Annotated in this window: 16 protein-coding genes; 12 read left to right on the top strand and 4 right to left on the bottom strand. The window is 69.3% G+C overall.

Features of this window, described 5'->3' with window-relative positions; all coding sequences use genetic code 11:
- Positions 1-5: 5 nt before the first annotated feature.
- Positions 6-869: a SigB/SigF/SigG family RNA polymerase sigma factor gene (locus NB3_RS13600; RefSeq protein ID WP_084486208.1), complete on the bottom strand. Its 864-nt coding sequence runs from the start codon at positions 867-869 to the stop codon at positions 6-8.
- Complete coding sequence (locus NB3_RS13595; RefSeq protein WP_067801972.1) at positions 869-1291, bottom strand: ATP-binding protein; 423 nt, start codon at positions 1289-1291, stop codon at positions 869-871. The genes NB3_RS13600 and NB3_RS13595 overlap by 1 nt, the downstream gene beginning before the upstream one ends.
- A 96-nt stretch (positions 1292-1387) precedes the next feature.
- Here NB3_RS13595 and rpe point away from each other — a divergent pair, with 96 nt between their 5' ends.
- Positions 1388-2044, top strand: a complete 657-nt coding sequence (gene rpe / locus NB3_RS13590) for a ribulose-phosphate 3-epimerase (protein WP_067801969.1) — start codon at positions 1388-1390, stop codon at positions 2042-2044.
- 6 nt (positions 2045-2050) lie between these two features.
- Here rpe and NB3_RS13585 read toward each other — a convergent pair whose 3' ends face one another.
- Entirely contained in the window at positions 2051-2521 is a 471-nt protein-coding gene (locus NB3_RS13585; RefSeq protein ID WP_067801964.1) for a hypothetical protein, read from the bottom strand.
- A 562-nt stretch (positions 2522-3083) separates the two neighbouring features.
- On the opposite strand from NB3_RS13585, the gene NB3_RS13580 reads away from it, so the two are divergent.
- The 5 genes from NB3_RS13580 to NB3_RS13560 all read left to right on the top strand — a co-directional run bounded on the left by NB3_RS13580 (position 3084) and on the right by NB3_RS13560 (position 6907).
- A complete protein-coding gene (locus tag NB3_RS13580; RefSeq protein WP_067801961.1) occupies positions 3084-3707 on the top strand; it encodes a riboflavin synthase in 624 nt (207 codons plus the stop codon).
- A gap of 358 nt (positions 3708-4065) precedes the next feature.
- Positions 4066-5310 (top strand): bifunctional 3,4-dihydroxy-2-butanone-4-phosphate synthase/GTP cyclohydrolase II, encoded by a 1245-nt coding sequence (locus tag NB3_RS13575; RefSeq protein WP_039798874.1) that lies wholly within the window; start codon positions 4066-4068, stop codon positions 5308-5310.
- 31 nt (positions 5311-5341) lie between these two features.
- Positions 5342-5821 carry a 6,7-dimethyl-8-ribityllumazine synthase gene (gene ribH, locus NB3_RS13570; protein ID WP_067801959.1) on the top strand — a complete coding sequence of 160 codons (480 nt, stop codon included), beginning with the start codon at positions 5342-5344 and terminating at the stop codon, positions 5819-5821.
- 2 nt (positions 5822-5823) lie between these two features.
- Positions 5824-6315, top strand: a complete 492-nt coding sequence (locus NB3_RS13565) for a PH domain-containing protein (RefSeq protein ID WP_067801957.1) — start codon at positions 5824-5826, stop codon at positions 6313-6315.
- Between the two features lie 52 nt (positions 6316-6367).
- The gene (locus NB3_RS13560; protein ID WP_067801955.1) at positions 6368-6907 is read left to right on the top strand and encodes a GNAT family N-acetyltransferase; all 540 of its coding nucleotides are present in this window, start codon (positions 6368-6370) and stop codon (positions 6905-6907) included.
- 42 nt (positions 6908-6949) lie between these two features.
- Here NB3_RS13560 and NB3_RS13555 read toward each other — a convergent pair whose 3' ends face one another.
- Positions 6950-8902, bottom strand: coding sequence for a gamma-glutamyltransferase family protein (locus NB3_RS13555; protein WP_067801952.1), 1953 nt, complete (start codon positions 8900-8902; stop codon positions 6950-6952).
- A 153-nt stretch (positions 8903-9055) separates the two neighbouring features.
- On the opposite strand from NB3_RS13555, the gene NB3_RS13550 reads away from it, so the two are divergent.
- From NB3_RS13550 to whiA, 6 genes are all read left to right on the top strand, one after another.
- Positions 9056-9745 carry an HAD family hydrolase gene (locus tag NB3_RS13550; protein ID WP_067801949.1) on the top strand — a complete coding sequence of 230 codons (690 nt, stop codon included), beginning with the start codon at positions 9056-9058 and terminating at the stop codon, positions 9743-9745.
- Positions 9746-9883: 138 nt separating this feature from the next.
- The gene (locus tag NB3_RS13545) at positions 9884-10309 is read left to right on the top strand and encodes a hypothetical protein (RefSeq protein WP_067801947.1); all 426 of its coding nucleotides are present in this window, start codon (positions 9884-9886) and stop codon (positions 10307-10309) included.
- Positions 10310-10366: 57 nt separating this feature from the next.
- Positions 10367-12376 carry an excinuclease ABC subunit UvrC gene (gene uvrC / locus NB3_RS13540; protein WP_067801945.1) on the top strand — a complete coding sequence of 670 codons (2010 nt, stop codon included), beginning with the start codon at positions 10367-10369 and terminating at the stop codon, positions 12374-12376.
- A 111-nt stretch (positions 12377-12487) separates the two neighbouring features.
- On the top strand, positions 12488-13468 hold the full coding sequence (gene rapZ / locus NB3_RS13535; RefSeq protein ID WP_084486207.1) for an RNase adapter RapZ: 981 nt from the start codon (positions 12488-12490) through the stop codon (positions 13466-13468).
- Positions 13465-14511 carry a gluconeogenesis factor YvcK family protein gene (locus NB3_RS13530; protein WP_067801940.1) on the top strand — a complete coding sequence of 349 codons (1047 nt, stop codon included), beginning with the start codon at positions 13465-13467 and terminating at the stop codon, positions 14509-14511. Before rapZ ends, NB3_RS13530 begins: the two co-directional genes overlap by 4 nt.
- Complete coding sequence (whiA, locus tag NB3_RS13525) at positions 14502-15485, top strand: DNA-binding protein WhiA (protein ID WP_043693711.1); 984 nt, start codon at positions 14502-14504, stop codon at positions 15483-15485. Before NB3_RS13530 ends, whiA begins: the two co-directional genes overlap by 10 nt.
- Positions 15486-15685: the final 200 nt, after the last annotated feature.

The raw sequence follows: 15685 nt of genomic DNA, 5'->3' as shown, positions 1-15685 counted from the left end.
GACGGTCATTCCCGGCTGGACTGCTCCCGCAAGCGGGCAAGGGTTTTGGCGAGAATGCGCGAGACGTGCATCTGGGAGATGCCCATCTGCTGCGCGATCTGGGTCTGGGTCATCGATTCGAAGAACCGCATGGTGAGGATGCGCCGCTCCCGCTCCGGCAACCCCGCCAGCAGCGGGCGGATCGCGACGTACTCCTCGACCCGATCGAACTGGGACTCCTCCTCGCCGAGGGTGTCCAGGAGCGAGGCGTCGGTGTCGCGGCCGAGCGTGGCCGCGTCGATCGAACTCGGCTGGTAGGCGTTGCCCGCGATGACCGCCTGGGTCACCTCGTCGGGGTCGACGTCCAGTTCCGCGGCGATCTCCTTCGCCGTCGGCGAGCGGCCGAGCGTCTGGGAGAGACTGTCGATGGCCGCGCCGATGCGTAGGTGCGTCTCCTTGACCCGTCGCGGCACCCGCATCGCCCAGGTGTTGTCGCGGAAATACCGGCGGACCTCGCCCATGATGGTGGGCACCGCGAAGGATAGGAAGTTGGAGCCGCGCTCGACGTCGAAACGATCCACCGCGTGCACCAGCCCGACCCGCGCGACCTGCGTGAGGTCGTCGAAGGGCTCACCGCGCCCGCTGAACTTGCGGGCGATGTGGTCGGCGAGCGGAATGCACCGGCTGATCAGCTCCGCGCGCAGCGCGCTGTGCCGCGCCGTGCCCGCCTCGCTGGTCGCGAGCTGTTCGAAGAGCAATCCGACGTCGTCGTACCCGGGAACCGTGCCCGCCTCGTCCAGGGTTTCCCTGGCTTCGATGTCGTCCTCGGTGGTCAGCGTGTCTGCGTCGTCGTCGCGCTGGGAGTCGTACACGGTTTCTTCGTCCGCCACTACGCCTTCCCCCGGACCCGACGGAACTCGACCGTCGTCGGATATCCGGAGACCGTCGTGTCGAACGAATCCTGGGTCGCCTCCACGGCGTCGGTGAGGGTGCGCAGCACATGCCAGCCGAAACTGCGCTGGTCGGGCAGGCCCGGCTTCTCCGCGAGGCCTTCGACCCGGACCAGCAACTCGGTGTCGCCGACGGTGAAACGGCAGTTCAGGCTCGTATCCGGGGCCGCGACCGCGATCAGGGTCGAGCAGACCTCGTCGACGGCGAGCCGGATGTCGGCCACCTCGTCCAGCGTGAAATCGCTGAGTAGGACGAGAGTTTCGGCGAGCCCACGCACGATGGGCAGTTGTGTCACCGACGCCGCCACCCGAATCTCCACCGGGGTGCTGTAGAGCCCCTGTTCCGCCGAAATATTGATCACCCTATGCAGGCTACCCACTCCCGCGCTGGACAACCCTGGGTACCGTTAGACTCCGGCGTTGTGTCCAACCCGATTCACCCGCGTCCGGCCGCTCCGATGATCGCCCCCTCCATCCTGTCCGCCGACTTCGCGCACCTCGCGGACGAAGCGCAGGCCGTCGCAGGCGCCGACTGGCTGCACGTGGACGTGATGGACGCGCACTTCGTGCCGAATCTCACGCTCGGTCTCCCGGTGGTGGAAAGCCTGCTGAAGGCCACCGAGATCCCCCTGGACTGCCACCTGATGATCGAGGATCCCGGCCGCTGGGCGCCGCCGTACGCCGAGGCGGGCGCGCACAACGTGACCTTCCACGCGGAGGCGACCGACGATCCGATCGCGGTGGCCCGCGACATCCGTGCCGCGGGCGCCAAGGCGGGGCTCTCGGTGAAACCGGGCACGCCGATCGAGCCGTACCTGGAGATCCTGCGCGAATTCGACACGCTGCTGGTGATGAGCGTCGAGCCGGGCTTCGGCGGGCAGTCGTTCATCCCCGAGGTGCTGCAGAAGGCGCGCATCGTGCGGAACCTGGTCGATTCCGGTGAGCTGCGCCTGCTGGTTGAGATCGACGGTGGCATCAACGCCGACACCATCGAGGCGGCCGCGGAAGCGGGGGTGGACTGCTTCGTCGCGGGGTCCGCGGTCTACAGCACCGCCGACCCCGGGGCCACCGTGCAGAAGCTGCGCAGCCAGGCGGCCTCGGCGTGGGCTCGCTGAACGGTGTCAGCCGGTCCGCGTCCCGCGGGCGGTGACCGCGCGGATCGTCTCGATCACCGCGTTGATCGGCGGGCGGCGGGCCCCGGCCTCGGGCGACCGGATCCACACCCGATACCCGGTGCGCTCGTCGTCCGGTGAGGGCAGCACCACTTGGCTGCCGGCGCAGGCCACGGCCGCGTAGAGGCGGAACAATTCGGCCGAGACCGCCGGGCTGAGGTCGTCGCGTCCGGCGGGGCCGGTGAGGAAGGTCCAGTGCTTGGCCCGCGGGTGGTCGACGACCGGCCCGGCGATGCCGTCCTGGACGAGTTGCCGCAGCACCTGCTCGCCCAGTTCGGCGGGCATGGTCACCGCGCCGTAGTCGACGCCGATGTGCAGGAGAATGCGGTGCGAACCAGGATCCATCGATGCGGGCAGCTGGAATTCGCGCCGATACCGTGAGCAGCGAATTTCCGGCGTCGAATCGAGAAATGTGGTCACACCGCGCCTCCAGCTGTGCTCGACCTGCTTTCTTCCACTGTGTTCTCCGGTTTTCTCGAGGAGTGAACATCGTGTGGCAGGCTTCCCCGTTCGTCCGGCATGTTCCCTGGTAGAACGTCTCATCGGACCGCGTGGCCGGGAAAGTGGAACGCGAGAAGTCGGCCGCGTAACGATATCGCCTCCTGTGCCATACGAGCGCGGAATCTGCGTTATAACCGTGTTTCGTTCAAGTATCGAGTACGAATCGGCAATCTCCCCGCGGGGTAAATTAATTCGTGCGGTATGCCGAATGGCGCGGAAGAGAAATCGATACCCGTCGAGCCCGTCTATCGCTGCGTGTGTGGACATCTTTCGTTCCATTTTCGATGGGACCGGCCGGTTCCGCCGGTCGCGGCCCGCCCCGCGGTCTGTTCCCGGATCAGGGCAGGGTGGCCGGGCGAGCCCGTGACGCGGCTGTCTACGACCGTCCCGCGTCACTAGGCTGAGGAGGCGCGGGGAATAGCGGCCGGGTCCGGCGCTGTTTCCGCAACGGAAGACAACGACGCGACAGGAGTCACAGCACATGTTCACAGGCATCGTCGAGGAACTCGGCGAGATCGTCGCCAGCGAGCAGCTGACCGACGCCGCGCGACTGACGATCAAGGGCGAGCTGGTGACCTCCGATGCCGGGCACGGTGATTCGATCGCCGTGAACGGCGTGTGCCTGACCGTCGTCGAGGTGGTCGGCGGCGACTCGTTCACCGTCGATGTCATGGCGGAGACGCTCAACCGCTCCAGCATCGGCAAGCTGGACGTCGGCGCCAAGGTGAATCTCGAGCGCGCCGCCGCACTGAACAGCAGGCTCGGCGGCCACTTGGTCCAAGGCCACGTCGACGGCACCGGCACCGTGCTCTCGCGCACACCGTCGGACAACTGGGACGTGGTGCGGATCTCGCTGCCGGAGAACATCGCCCGCTACGTCGTGGAGAAGGGTTCGATCACGGTGGACGGCATCTCGCTCACCGTCTCCGGCCTCGGCGTCTCCGACGAGCCCGCCGAGACCGGCAGCACCGACTGGTTCGAGGTCTCCCTCATCCCCACCACCCTCTCGCTGACCAACCTCGGCTTCGCCACCGTCGGCACCACCGTCAACCTGGAAGTCGACGTCATCGCCAAGTACGTCGAACGCCTCCAGCAGCGCGGCTGACAGTGGCCGCCCGCTTGTTCCCGCCCACGCGGGACGAGGGGTGCGCGTCAAGCCACAGCGGCTGCGGTCGGCCGCCGACCGATAGCCGGTCGGGAACTGGCCGACATGCGGATCCGGTGCCGCCGATCTTGCGCGACCGGACGAACCTCACCCCGTCTTTCGAGCGAAGCGAGACCGAGCATGTGCCGTTCGCGGCCCGGCTCGCGTCCGAGTGGCCGCCGCGTCCGCGACGAAGTCGCCAGCGGCGGTCACTCGGACGCGAGCCACAAAGGGGCCGCGAACACGCAGCGCCGCAGGCGCTGCAAATGCAACCCAGTACTGTGGTGAGGCACCTATTTCGAGATGGAGCACAGCAGACGTGACCAGGTTCGACAGCATCGAGCGCGCAGTCGCCGACATCGCCGCCGGTAAGGCGGTCGTCGTCGTCGACGACGAGGACCGCGAGAACGAGGGCGACCTCATCTTCGCGGCGGAGAAGGCCACCCCCGAACTGGTCGCCTTCATGATCCGCTACACCTCCGGTTACATCTGTGTGCCGCTCACCGGCGACGACTGCGATCGGCTCGGCCTGCCGCCGATGTACGCGATGAACCAGGACAAGCACGGCACCGCCTACACCGTCTCGGTGGACGCGCGCGAGGGTGTCACGACCGGCATCTCCGGCGCCGACCGCGCCACCACGATGCGGCTGCTGGCCGACGCCGACGCGAAGGCCGACGACTTCACTCGGCCCGGTCACGTGGTGCCGTTGCGCGCCAAGGACGGTGGCGTGCTGCGCAGGCCCGGTCACACCGAGGCCGCCGTGGATCTGGCGCGCATGGCTGGGTTGCGCCCGGCGGGCGTGATCTGCGAGATCGTCAGCCAGAAGGACGAGGGTCACATGGCCCGCACCGAGGAGTTGCGCGTCTTCGCCGACGAGCACGAGCTCGCGCTGATCTCGATCGCGGACATGATCGCGTGGCGGCGCAGGCACGAGAAGCATGTGGTGCGGGTGGCGGAGGCGCGTATCCCCACCGCGCACGGCGAGTTCATGGCCGTCGGCTATCAGAGCATTTACGACGAGGTCGAGCACGTCGCGCTGGTGCGTGGCGACATCAGCGACGGTGATGACATCCTGGTGCGCGTGCACTCGGAGTGCCTGACCGGTGACGTGTTCGGGTCGTTGCGCTGCGACTGCGGTCCGCAGCTGGATGCCGCGCTGGAGATGGTCGCGGCCGAGGGGCGCGGCGTGGTGCTGTACATGCGCGGTCACGAAGGCCGCGGGATCGGCCTGATGCACAAGTTGCAGGCCTACCAGCTACAGGACTCCGGCCACGACACGGTGGACGCGAATCTGGAACTCGGCCTGCCCGCGGATGCCCGCGATTACGGCACCGGCGCGCAGATCCTGGTGGATCTCGGCATCCGGTCGATGCGGTTGCTCACCAACAACCCGGCCAAGCGGGTCGGCTTGGACGGCTACGGCTTGCGGATCACCGAGCGGGTGCCGATGCCGCTGCGCGCGAACGCGGAGAACCTGCGCTACCTGCGCACCAAGCGCGACCGCATGGGTCATGACCTGATCGGACTCGACGAGCTCGACCTCGGCGAGACCGCGCACTGAACTGCGAACCGACTCCGAAAGGCGGACATCGATGAGCGGTACCGGGGTACCGACTTTCGCGCTGGCGGACGCCAAGGAACTCTCCTTGGGCATCGTCGCCTCGCGCTGGCACACCCAGATCTGCGACACCTTGCTGGCGAACGCCGAGCGGGTGGCCAAGGACGCGGGCGTCCAGCAGATCACGGTGGTGCGCTGCGCGGGCGCGATGGAATTGCCGGTGGTGGCTCAGGAGCTGGCCAAGTCGCACGATGCGGTGGTAGCCCTCGGTGTGGTGATCCGCGGTGACACGCCGCATTTCGAGTACGTCTGCGACGCGGTGACCGCGGGGCTCACCCGGGTTTCGCTGGACGAAGGCACGCCGGTCGCGAACGGAGTGCTCACCACCAACAACGAGCGGCAGGCCCTGGATCGGGCCGGGTTGCCGGACTCCCATGAGAACAAGGGCGAGCAGGCGGCCGCCGCGGCGCTGGACGCCGCGCTGACGCTGCGCGCCCTGCGGCAGTCCGCGTAGCGATGCCGGTCGTCCGTATCTTCCGGAGGAACGTGGTCGCGGCCGACGACGCGTCCGAGTGGGACTTCGAGGTGCGGCCCCGGCGCGCGGTGCGGACGGCCTGGATCGCGGCGGTGCTGGTGGCGGCCGCGTTCACGGTGGGCGGTATCTGGTTGCGCAGTGGGTCTACCGGCGTGAACTTCCGGGTGGCCGATCAGATCGCGATGATCGGGATCGGCCTGCTCGGCGCCGCGGCCGTGCTGCTGCTGACCAGGCCGCGCCTCCGCGTCGGTCCGCGCGGCGTGTCGGTGCGAAATATCTTGGGCGACAACGAGTTCCCGTGGGACTACATCCGCGGCGTGTCGTTCCCGGATCGGAAGTCGTGGGCGCGCCTGGAGTTGGTCGACGACGATTACGTCCCGCTGCTGGCGATCCGCTCGAACGACAAGGAGCACGCGGCGCGGGCGATGGCTCGGCTGCGCGAACTCGGCGCGAAGTATTCCGGGAGGAAGTAAGCGGGCGCTGCCCGGCTCGCGCGGGTCCGCGTGGTCGTCTAGCCTCGCGGTCATGGAGCCAGGTGCGTCCGTTCTCGCGGCGGCTTTCGCCGACGATCCACTGATGACCTACTTCTGGCCGAGGCAGCCGCGGCGGCGAAAAGCATTGCCCTGGTTCTGGGAATCGCGCATCGCGTCGCGCCGAAAGAACGGCCTGGTCGATCTCGCGCACGATGCGGAGGGCAACCTCGCGTGTGTGGCGCTGTGGGAACCGGCGCACGTGCTGTCGCCGACGGCGAAGCCGTTGACCTTGCTGCGAGCCCTGGGGCCGAGCGCGGCGCGGGCGCTGGCCGCCGGGCGGCTAATGGAGCACGCACGGCCGCGGACGCCGCATCTGTACCTGGCCGCCATCGGGACGCGGCCCGGTGCGCAGGGCCGGGGACTGGCGACGGAGCTGCTCGAACGGCGATTGGCGGCGGCCGAGCAGGACTGCTTCCTCATCTCGAACACCAGCGGCACGGTGCCGTTCTACACGCGATTCGGTTTCCAGCCGCAAGCCGAGCTGCCGATCGGCCGGGGTCCGGTCGTGTATCCGATGCTCAGGAGGAGATAGCCCCGGTGGGCTCGGGCGGTCCGGCCGAGCCCACCGGTTCGATCACCGCGTATCGCCGAGGACCGCGCCTTCGCGGCGTGGATCCGCGCCACCGATCCAGCCGTCGGCGCCGTCGCGTTTCAGGGCGCTGAGACCGCTGGACTGCGGCGCCACCGAGACCTGATGGCCGAGCTGGCGCAGCCGCAACACCAGCGGATCGTGGTCGCCGTTGTCGGTGGCGTCGATCGCGGGATGCTCACCGCCGATGCCGGTGGACGGAGTGTTACCGGCGCCGAACGCGACCGCGGACACCGCTTGTTGCGGATCCAGGCCCCAGTCGAACATATTGACCAGCGTCTTCACCACGAACTGGATGATCACCGAACCGCCTGGCGAGCCCGCGACATGCGTGAGCTCGCCGCGCGAGCCGTCGGGCGCCTTGCCGAAGATCAGCGTCGGGCTCATGGAGCTGCGCGGGCGCTTGCCCGGCTGCACCCGGTTGGCCACCGGCAGGCCGTCGGCGCCCAGCGGATCGGCGCTGAAGTCGGTGAGCTGATTGTTCAGCACGAAGCCGTCCACCAGGTGGAACGAACCGAACGCCGACTCCACGGTGGTGGTCATCGCCGCGGCGTTGCCGTACTTGTCGACCACCGAGATGTGGCTGGTGCCGTGCTCGGGCGGTTGCGGGCCGACGCCGAGCGGCGCGGGGCCGAAGTCGCCCGGCTGCGCGGTGCCCATGCTGCGGTTCCGGTCGATCAGCCCGGCGCGCTGACGCAGATAGTCGCGATTCAGCAGGGTCTGCGCCGAATTGCCCGGCAGCGGCACGAAATCCGGGTCGGCCACATACTTGTTGCGATCGGCGTAGGCGAGGCGCTCGGCCTCCGAGATCAGATGCACCGCCTCGGCATCGGGCTTGCCGCCGTTGCGGTCGATCTCGTCGGGCCGCAGGGCGGCCATGTCGAAGTTCTCCAGGATGCCCAAGGTGGCGGCGACGGTGATGCCGCCCGACGAGGGGCTGGGCATGCCGCAGAGTTCGTGCTCGCGGTAGCCGGTGCACAGGGCGGTGCGCTTCTTCGCCTGGTAGCCGGCCAAGTCCTGGGTGGTGATCAGGCCGGGAGTGCGCCCGCCGGAGGACCGGCCCGCGGCCGCGACGATGTCCTGGGCGATGGCGCCGGTGTAGAAGGCCTGCGCGCCGTCGGTGGCGACGGCGCCGAGCGTCTTCGCCATGGCCGGGTTGGTCAGGACGGTGTCGGCGGTCTTCGGGCTACCGTCCGGGTTGAGGAAATACGCCTTGGCGTCGTCGTCCGCGGCGAGGTCCTTGGCCGACTCCGCGATCTGTCCCGCGAGGCGGGGGCTGATCCGGAAGCCCTGATCGGCCAGTCCGATGGCGGGGTCGAACAGTTCGCGCCACGCGGTCTTGCCGTGATCGTGGTGCGCCAGTTCGAGCATCCGCAGCACGCCTGGCACGCCGATGGAGCGGCCGCTGGCCCGGGTGTTCGGCTTGGGTTCGGTGCGATCGGTATCGCTGATCCAGCGCAGATAGTTCTCGGTGGCGGCGGCAGGGGCCGTCTCGCGGCCGTCGTAGGCGTCCACGGTCTTGGTGTTCGCGTCGTAGTAGACCAGGAACGCGCCGCCGCCGATACCGGAGGCCTGCGGCTCGACCAGCCCGAGCACCGTCTGGGCCGCGACCAGCGCGTCGGCCGCGGTGCCGCCGTCGCGGAGGACCTCGCACGCGGCCTTGGTCGACACCGGGTTCGCCGTGGACACCGCGAACGTGTGCGTGCGCACCGGCGTCATGTTCGCGCGATAGCCGGACGCTATTTCCGGGTTGGTGCTGAGATCCTTGGTGCCACTGCCCGCGGGCCCCGTCGCGGCGGCCGTCACCGGCGTACCGTTCGGCACCGTCTCGCAGACACCGCCCGCCTGGTCTTCTCCGGACGAACAGGCGGTGGCCATGCCGACGGTGAGTACGAACGCCGCCATTACGGCGACCCGAGTTCCTCGCTTGCGCCCCATGCCGGGGACTCTAACCCCCGGTACCGAAGGCCGCGCCGGTTTCCTTCCCACCGGCGAAATCGCCCTGGCCGCAGCGTGTGTCGAAGCGAGAGCGACCGGGAACGGCGGGTGCGGGCCCCGAGCCGCCGCGCGCGCGGCCGGTAGGCTGGCCGAGTGGCGATCGAGGCGGTGCTGTTCGACTTCTCCGGGACCTTGTTCCGCTTGGAGGCCGACGAATCCTGGTACGCGGACCTGACCCGCCCGGACGGGCAGGCGTTCGACGTGGACGAGAAGGCCGAGATCATGCGGCGGATGACGGCGCCGATCCATCACGTCGTCGAGTTCGACGAAGAGACGCAGTACGCCTGGGATCATCGCGACCTGGACCCCGCGCTGCATCGCAAGGTGATGATGAAGGTGCTGCGCGCCTCGGGAGTGCCCACCGACGAGGACGCCGAACGACTGTATGCCCGGCTGCTCGACCCGCTGGAGTGGACGCCGTACCCCGACAGCGCGGCCGTTCTCGATCTGCTCGCGGCACAGGGTGTTCCGGTCGCGGTGGTCAGCAATATCCCGTTCGACATCCGTCCGTCGTTCGCGTCGCGCGGCTGGGATCGGCTGGTCGGCGCGTTCACCCTCTCCTACGAGGTCGGCGCCATGAAGCCCGATCCGGAGATCTTCCGTTCCGCCCTGGGTGAACTGGGTGTGCCCGCCGAAGCCGCTCTGATGATCGGCGACAGCGCCGAGGCCGACGGCGGCGCCGAGGCGCTGGGCAGCCGGTTCGCTCTGGTCGAGGCGCTGCCCACCGCCGAGCGGCCGGACGCGCTGCTGGCCGCGCTGCGGCGGCACGGTCTCGTGGCGTAGCCCGGCCGGTCGATCCGACGGGATCGCTCGGGTTCATTTCCCGAAGTCCGAGTTGTGCCGCATGTCACCGTGTTACGGTGCGGTTCCGGCGTGTTCGCAGGTGCGCCGGACGGTTCGCCTACCAACGGGGGTACGGCTGTGAGCTTGGCGTTCTCCGGTGAGGAGCCCTCCGTCGGCGTGGAAACGGCCATGCCGGACGCGGTTAGGGACGTGCGGGAAGCCGTCGCCGGGATGGCGGGATTCGGACTCGCCTATCCCGTGCTGATGAATGTGACCCGCGGCGGCGACGCGGCCGCGACGGCATCCACCCAGTTCTGCGTCGCGTGGGCGCTGGGCTTGCTCGTGCTGGGATTCGCCGAGGGCGCGCCCGCCGTGCGCAGGCTGACGCTCGCGCTGGCACTGTTGCAGGCGGTTGTCGGGTGCTGGGCGATCAGGGACCTCGCGACGGTCCCGCCCGTCGTCGGCCTCGTCGCCGCCGGGTACTCGCTCGCCACGTCGGCAGCCGTCGTGCACCTGCTGTGCCGCCAGGAAGCCAAGGCGTGGTTCGGGGTCCCCGTGCGCTGACCTCCGCCGGGAGCCACCGTCGGCCGGGCTGTCGGTCCCGGTCTATACCCTGGATGGGTGGCAGATCCAGCGACGTACCGGCCCGCGCCGGGCACGATCCCCGTCGAACCAGGTGTCTACAAATTCCGGGACGCCCATCGGCAGGTCATCTACGTCGGCAAGGCCAAGAGCCTGCGCAGCAGGCTCAATTCGTATTTCGCCGACGTCGCCGGGCTGCATCCACGCACGCGGCAGATGGTCACCACGGCCGCGAGTGTCGAGTGGACGGTCGTCTCCACCGAGGTGGAGGCGTTGCAGCTGGAATACAACTGGATCAAGGAATTCGATCCCCGCTTCAACGTCCGCTACCGCGACGACAAGTCCTATCCGGTGCTCGCGGTCACCCTGAACGAGGAATACCCGCGACTGTTCGTCTACCGCGGCGCGCGGCGCAAAGGCGTCCGTTATTTCGGCCCCTTCGCGCACGCGTGGGCCATCCGCGAGACGCTGGATCTGCTGCTGCGGGTGTTTCCCGCGCGCACCTGCTCCAACGGAGTCTTCCGGCGGCACAGTCAGATCGGGCGTCCGTGCCTGCTCGGCTACATCGACAAGTGCTCGGCCCCGTGCGTCGGGCGGGTGAGCGCCGAGGAGCATCGCGCGATCGTCGAGGACTTCTGCGATTTCCTCGCGGGCCGCACCGATCGCCTGGTCCGGGAACTGGAGCGCCGGATGCACGATGCCGCCGAAGACCTGGACTTCGAGACCGCGGCCCGGCTGCGCGACGACGTCCAAGCGCTGCGCCGCGCGCTGGAGAAGCAGGCGGTGGTGCTCGGCACGGGCACCGACGCCGACGTCATCGCCTTCGCCGCCGACGAGCTGGAAGTCGCGGTGCAAGTCTTCCACGTGCGCGACGGCCGGGTGCGCGGCCAGCGCGGCTGGGTGGTCGACAAGTCGGGTGACGCTGTCGACGTCCCCGAGGCGGGCGGGGAACTCGCCGCGTTGGTCGAGCAGTTCCTCACCCAGTTCTACGGCGAGCAGGTGGCGGTGGCCGAGCAGTCCGCCGACGAGCAGCCCGCCGCCGTGGTGCCCCGCGAGGTGCTCGTGCCCGAGCTGCCCGCCGACGTCGAGCAGGTCCAGCAGTGGCTGTCGGACCTGCGCGGTTCGGCGGTGAAGCTGCGCGTGCCCCAGCGCGGGGACAAAAAGGCGCTGGCCGAGACCGTGCAGCGCAACGCGATGGAGGCGCTGGCCCAGCACAAGCTCAAGCGAGCGGGCGATCTCACGTCGAGATCGCAAGCGCTGCAGGAGATCCAGGACGCCTTGGAGCTGGACACCGCGCCGCTGCGCATCGAGTGCGTCGACGTGAGCCACGTGCAGGGGACCGATGTGGTCGCCTCGCTGGTGGTCTTCGAGGACGGTCTGGCCCGCAAGTCCGAATACCGCCACTACACGATCCGGGAAGCGGCGGGCGAAGGCCGCTCCGACGACGTCGGCAGCATCGCCGAGGTGACCCGCCGCCGCTTCCTCAAGCTGCGCCGCGAGCGCGACCTGATGGAGCACGAGGAGCTCGCCGCGACCGGAGGCGACGAGGACGCGCTCGACCTCACCTCCCGCCCGGGCATCGATCCCCGCACCGGGCGTCCGCGCAAGTTCTCCTACCCGCCCAACCTGTTCGTCGTCGACGGCGGCGCGCCCCAGGTCGCGGCGGCCGCCGAGGTGCTCGACGAGCTGGGCATCACCGATGTCGCGGTGATCGGGCTGGCCAAACGCCTGGAGGAGGTCTGGGTGCCCGGCGAGAGCGACCCGGTGATCCTGCCGCGCACCAGTGAGGCGTTGTATCTGCTGCAACGGGTCCGGGACGAGGCGCACCGCTTCGCCATCACGTTCCATCGCAGCAAACGCTCCCGCCGGATGACCGCCTCGGCGCTGGACTCGGTCCCCGGGCTCGGCGCGGCGCGCCGGACCGCGCTGGTCACCCATTTCGGGTCGGTGGCCAAGCTGAAGCAGGCCACGGTCGAGGAGATCACCGAGGTGCCCGGCATCGGGTTGGCGACCGCGAAAGCGGTCCTTGCGGCGCTCGAGTCCGAATAGTCAGTCGACAGTGCACCGGAAGTTTCGGTTTCGCGTACGTTGTGTCTGCGGCCGATACCGAAGCCGGTGCGCGATGATCGGAAGGCACCCCAGAGACGGATCCGGTAGGACATGACACGCGTCGAATCGAACAGCAGTGCGGGCAACCCGCCGACGAGCGCGGGACGAGCGGTCTCGTCCAGCGCCGTCGGCGGGGCGAATCCGCCGGTCGAGGTCGTGATCGTGACCGGGCTCTCGGGCGCGGGCCGAGGCACCGCCGCCCGCGTGCTCGAAGACCTCGGCTGGTATGTGGCCGACAACCTGCCGCCCGAGCTGTTCGGGCGGATGGTGGAGCTGGGCGCTTCGGCGAAGCCGCCGATCCGCCGTCTCGCGCTGGTCATGGACGTGCGCAGCCGGTTCTTCACCGGCGACCTCTCGGTGGTCACCGAGCAGTTGCGGACTCTCGGCGTGCGCACCAGAGTCCTTTTCCTCGAGGCGTCCGACGACGTGCTGATCCGACGTTTCGGTTTCGCGCGGCGCAGGCATCCGCTGCAGAGCGAGAGCAAGGACGGCACGCTGTCGGCGGGCATCGCCGCCGAGCGGGTGCGCCTTTCGGCCGTGAAGGCCGCCGCCGACCTGGTGATCGACACCACCGAGCTGTCCATCCATCAGCTGCACCGCAAGATGGAGGAGGCCTACGGCGGCGGCGCGCCCACCGCGTTGCAGCTCACCGTGCAGTCGTTCGGCTTCAAGTACGGGGTTCCGCTGGACGCCGACATGGTGTTGGATGTCCGTTTTCTACCCAATCCGCATTGGATACCGGAGTTGCGGGAACATACCGGTCAGGAGACGGTGGTCAGCGAGTACGTGCTGTCGCGTCCCGGTGCGGAGGATTACCTGCGCACCTGCCACCACCTGGTCGAGCTGACCACCAACGGTTACCGCCAAGAGGGGAAGCGATACATGACGGTCGCAGTGGGCTGCACCGGAGGCAAGCACCGGAGCGTCGCGATTGCCGAGGCACTGGGCGAGTTGATGAGCGAGGTCACCGGCGAGGCGGAGGAGTCCGCCGACGTGGTGCGGGTCGTGCATCGAGATCTGGGGCGAGAATGACCGGTTGGGAATCCAATCCCAGCATCGTCGCGCTGGGTGGCGGACACGGGCTGTACGCGACGCTGACCGCGGTTCGGCGGCTGACCAGGAAGATCTGCGCGGTGGTCACCGTCGCCGACGACGGCGGCTCCTCGGGGCGGCTGCGCGCCGAGCTGGGGGTGCTGCCGCCGGGTGATCTGCGGATGGCGCTGGCCGCGTTGGCCGAGGACGCCGACGGCGTCTGGACGCGCACCGTGCAGCATCGCTTCGGCGGTACCGGCGCGCTGGCCGGGCACTCCGTGGGCAATCTGATCCTGGCGGGGCTCACCGAGGTGCTCGGCGACCCGGTGGCCGCGCTCGACGAAGTCGCCCGCATGTTGCGCATCACCGGCCGCGTCCTCCCCATGTCGCCGATCGCGCTGGACATCGAGGCGGATGTGTCCGGGCTCGAAGCCGATCCTCGGGTGAGCCGCTGCATTCGCGGTCAAGTTGCCATCGCCACGACGCCGGGTAAGGTGCGGCGGGTGCGGCTGATTCCGTCCGATCCACCGGCCAGCCCGGAGGCGACCTCGGCGATCGAACACGCCGACGTCGTGGTGCTCGGCCCGGGATCGTGGTTCACCAGCGTGATTCCGCACGTCCTCGTCCCCGAGCTACGGGAGGCCCTGGTGTACACCAGGGCGCGGAAAGTCCTCGTGCTCAATCTCGCCGCGGAGCCGGGGGAGACCGCGGGGTTCTCCGCCGAACGGCATTTGCATGTATTGTCCCAGCACGCACCGGAATTCGTCGTCGATGAGGTGCTGGTCGACTCCGGCTGCGTGCCGGAGGGCCGCGAGCGGGAACATGTGGCCAGGGCTGCCGAGCAGTTGCGGGCGCGAGTAACCTTCTCCGATGTCGCCGAAGCGGGAACGGACCGGCATCACCCCGGAAAACTTGCCGCCGCACTGGATCAACTGATCCGGCAACCTCGGCCGCAAATGGCAGGGCTTCGAGTCGAGGGACGGCACATGGGTCAGGATGTGCGTTCCGGGTTGGGTGGAAAGGAGCGCGTCCCGTGGCGATGACAGCCGATGTGAAAGACGAGCTGAGCAGGCTCACGGTGTCGCAGGTGAGTTCCCGCAAGGCGGAACTGTCCGCTCTGCTGCGTTTCGCGGGCGGCCTGCACATCGTCGGCGGCCGGGTGATCGTCGAGGCCGAGGTGGACATGGGGTCCATCGCGCGCAGGCTGCGCCGGGAGATCTTCGAGCTCTACGGCTACGGCTCCGACGTGCACGTGCTCGGCGCGGGCGGACTGCGCAAGACCTCGCGGTACGTGGTGCGCGTCTCCAAGGAGGGCGAGGCGCTGGCCCGGCAGACCGGTCTGCTCGACGTCCGCGGCCGTCCGGTGCGCGGCCTGCCCGCGCAGGTGGTCGGCGGCAGCATCGCCGACGCCGAAGCCGCTTGGCGCGGTGCGTTTCTCGCCCACGGCTCGCTCACCGAACCGGGCCGCTCCTCGGCGCTCGAGGTCAGCTGCCCCGGTCCCGAGGCGGCGCTGGCGCTGGTCGGCGCGGCCCGGCGGCTCGGCATCACGGCCAAGGCGCGGGAGGTGCGCGGCACCGATCGCGTGGTGGTGCGCGACGGTGAGGCGATCGGCGCGCTGCTGACCAGGATGGGCGCGCACGGCACCAGGATGGTGTGGGAGGAACGCAGGCTGCGCCGCGAGGTGCGCGCGACCGCGAATCGGCTGGCCAACTTCGACGACGCCAACCTGCGCCGCTCGGCGCGGGCGGCGGTCGCGGCGGCGGCGCGGGTGGAACGCGCGCTGGAGATCCTCAGCGACGACGTGCCCGATCATCTCGCCGCGGCGGGCCGGCTGCGGGTGCAGCACCGGCAGGCGTCGCTGGAGGAACTCGGCCAGCTCGCCGACCCGCCGATGACGAAAGACGCTGTCGCTGGCCGTATCCGGCGGCTGCTGTCGATGGCCGACCGGCGCGCCAAGGAGCTGGGCGTGCCCGACACCGAATCGGCCGTCACGGCCGAACTGCTCGACGAAGCCTGAGCACGCGTTTTCCACGATCCCCGCGCCGTCCCCGGTCGCGGGGATCGCGTGTTTCCGGCCCGCTGCGACTCCTGCTGGTCGGGCGTCTGACCAGGCATCGCGGCTCGCGCGAAAGCCAGGTGCGTGTCGGCGAGGCCACGGCAGGACGTTAGTGTGAGTGGACATCGGAATGATCCGCTGGAAAGTTGAGGAGCGATAAC

Origin of the sequence: Nocardia beijingensis NBRC 16342, assembly GCF_001612785.1 — a bacterium.
Lineage (GTDB): Bacteria > Actinomycetota > Actinomycetes > Mycobacteriales > Mycobacteriaceae > Nocardia > Nocardia beijingensis.
This window is presented reverse-complemented; position numbering and strand designations above follow the sequence as displayed.

Bases quoted from the DNA above. Each gene is read 5' to 3' on its own strand.
- rpe (WP_067801969.1), top strand. From the start codon at position 1,388: ATGATCGCCCCCTCCATCCTGTCCGCCGACTTCGCGCACCTCGCGGAC.
- NB3_RS13580 (WP_067801961.1), top strand. From the start codon at position 3,084: ATGTTCACAGGCATCGTCGAGGAACTCGGCGAGATCGTCGCCAGCGAG.
- ribH (WP_067801959.1), top strand. From the start codon at position 5,342: ATGAGCGGTACCGGGGTACCGACTTTCGCGCTGGCGGACGCCAAGGAA.
- NB3_RS13565 (WP_067801957.1), top strand. From the start codon at position 5,824: ATGCCGGTCGTCCGTATCTTCCGGAGGAACGTGGTCGCGGCCGACGAC.
- NB3_RS13560 (WP_067801955.1), top strand. From the start codon at position 6,368: ATGGAGCCAGGTGCGTCCGTTCTCGCGGCGGCTTTCGCCGACGATCCA.
- NB3_RS13555 (WP_067801952.1), bottom strand. From the start codon at position 8,902: ATGGGGCGCAAGCGAGGAACTCGGGTCGCCGTAATGGCGGCGTTCGTA.
- rapZ (WP_084486207.1), top strand. From the start codon at position 12,488: ATGACACGCGTCGAATCGAACAGCAGTGCGGGCAACCCGCCGACGAGC.
- NB3_RS13530 (WP_067801940.1), top strand. From the start codon at position 13,465: ATGACCGGTTGGGAATCCAATCCCAGCATCGTCGCGCTGGGTGGCGGA.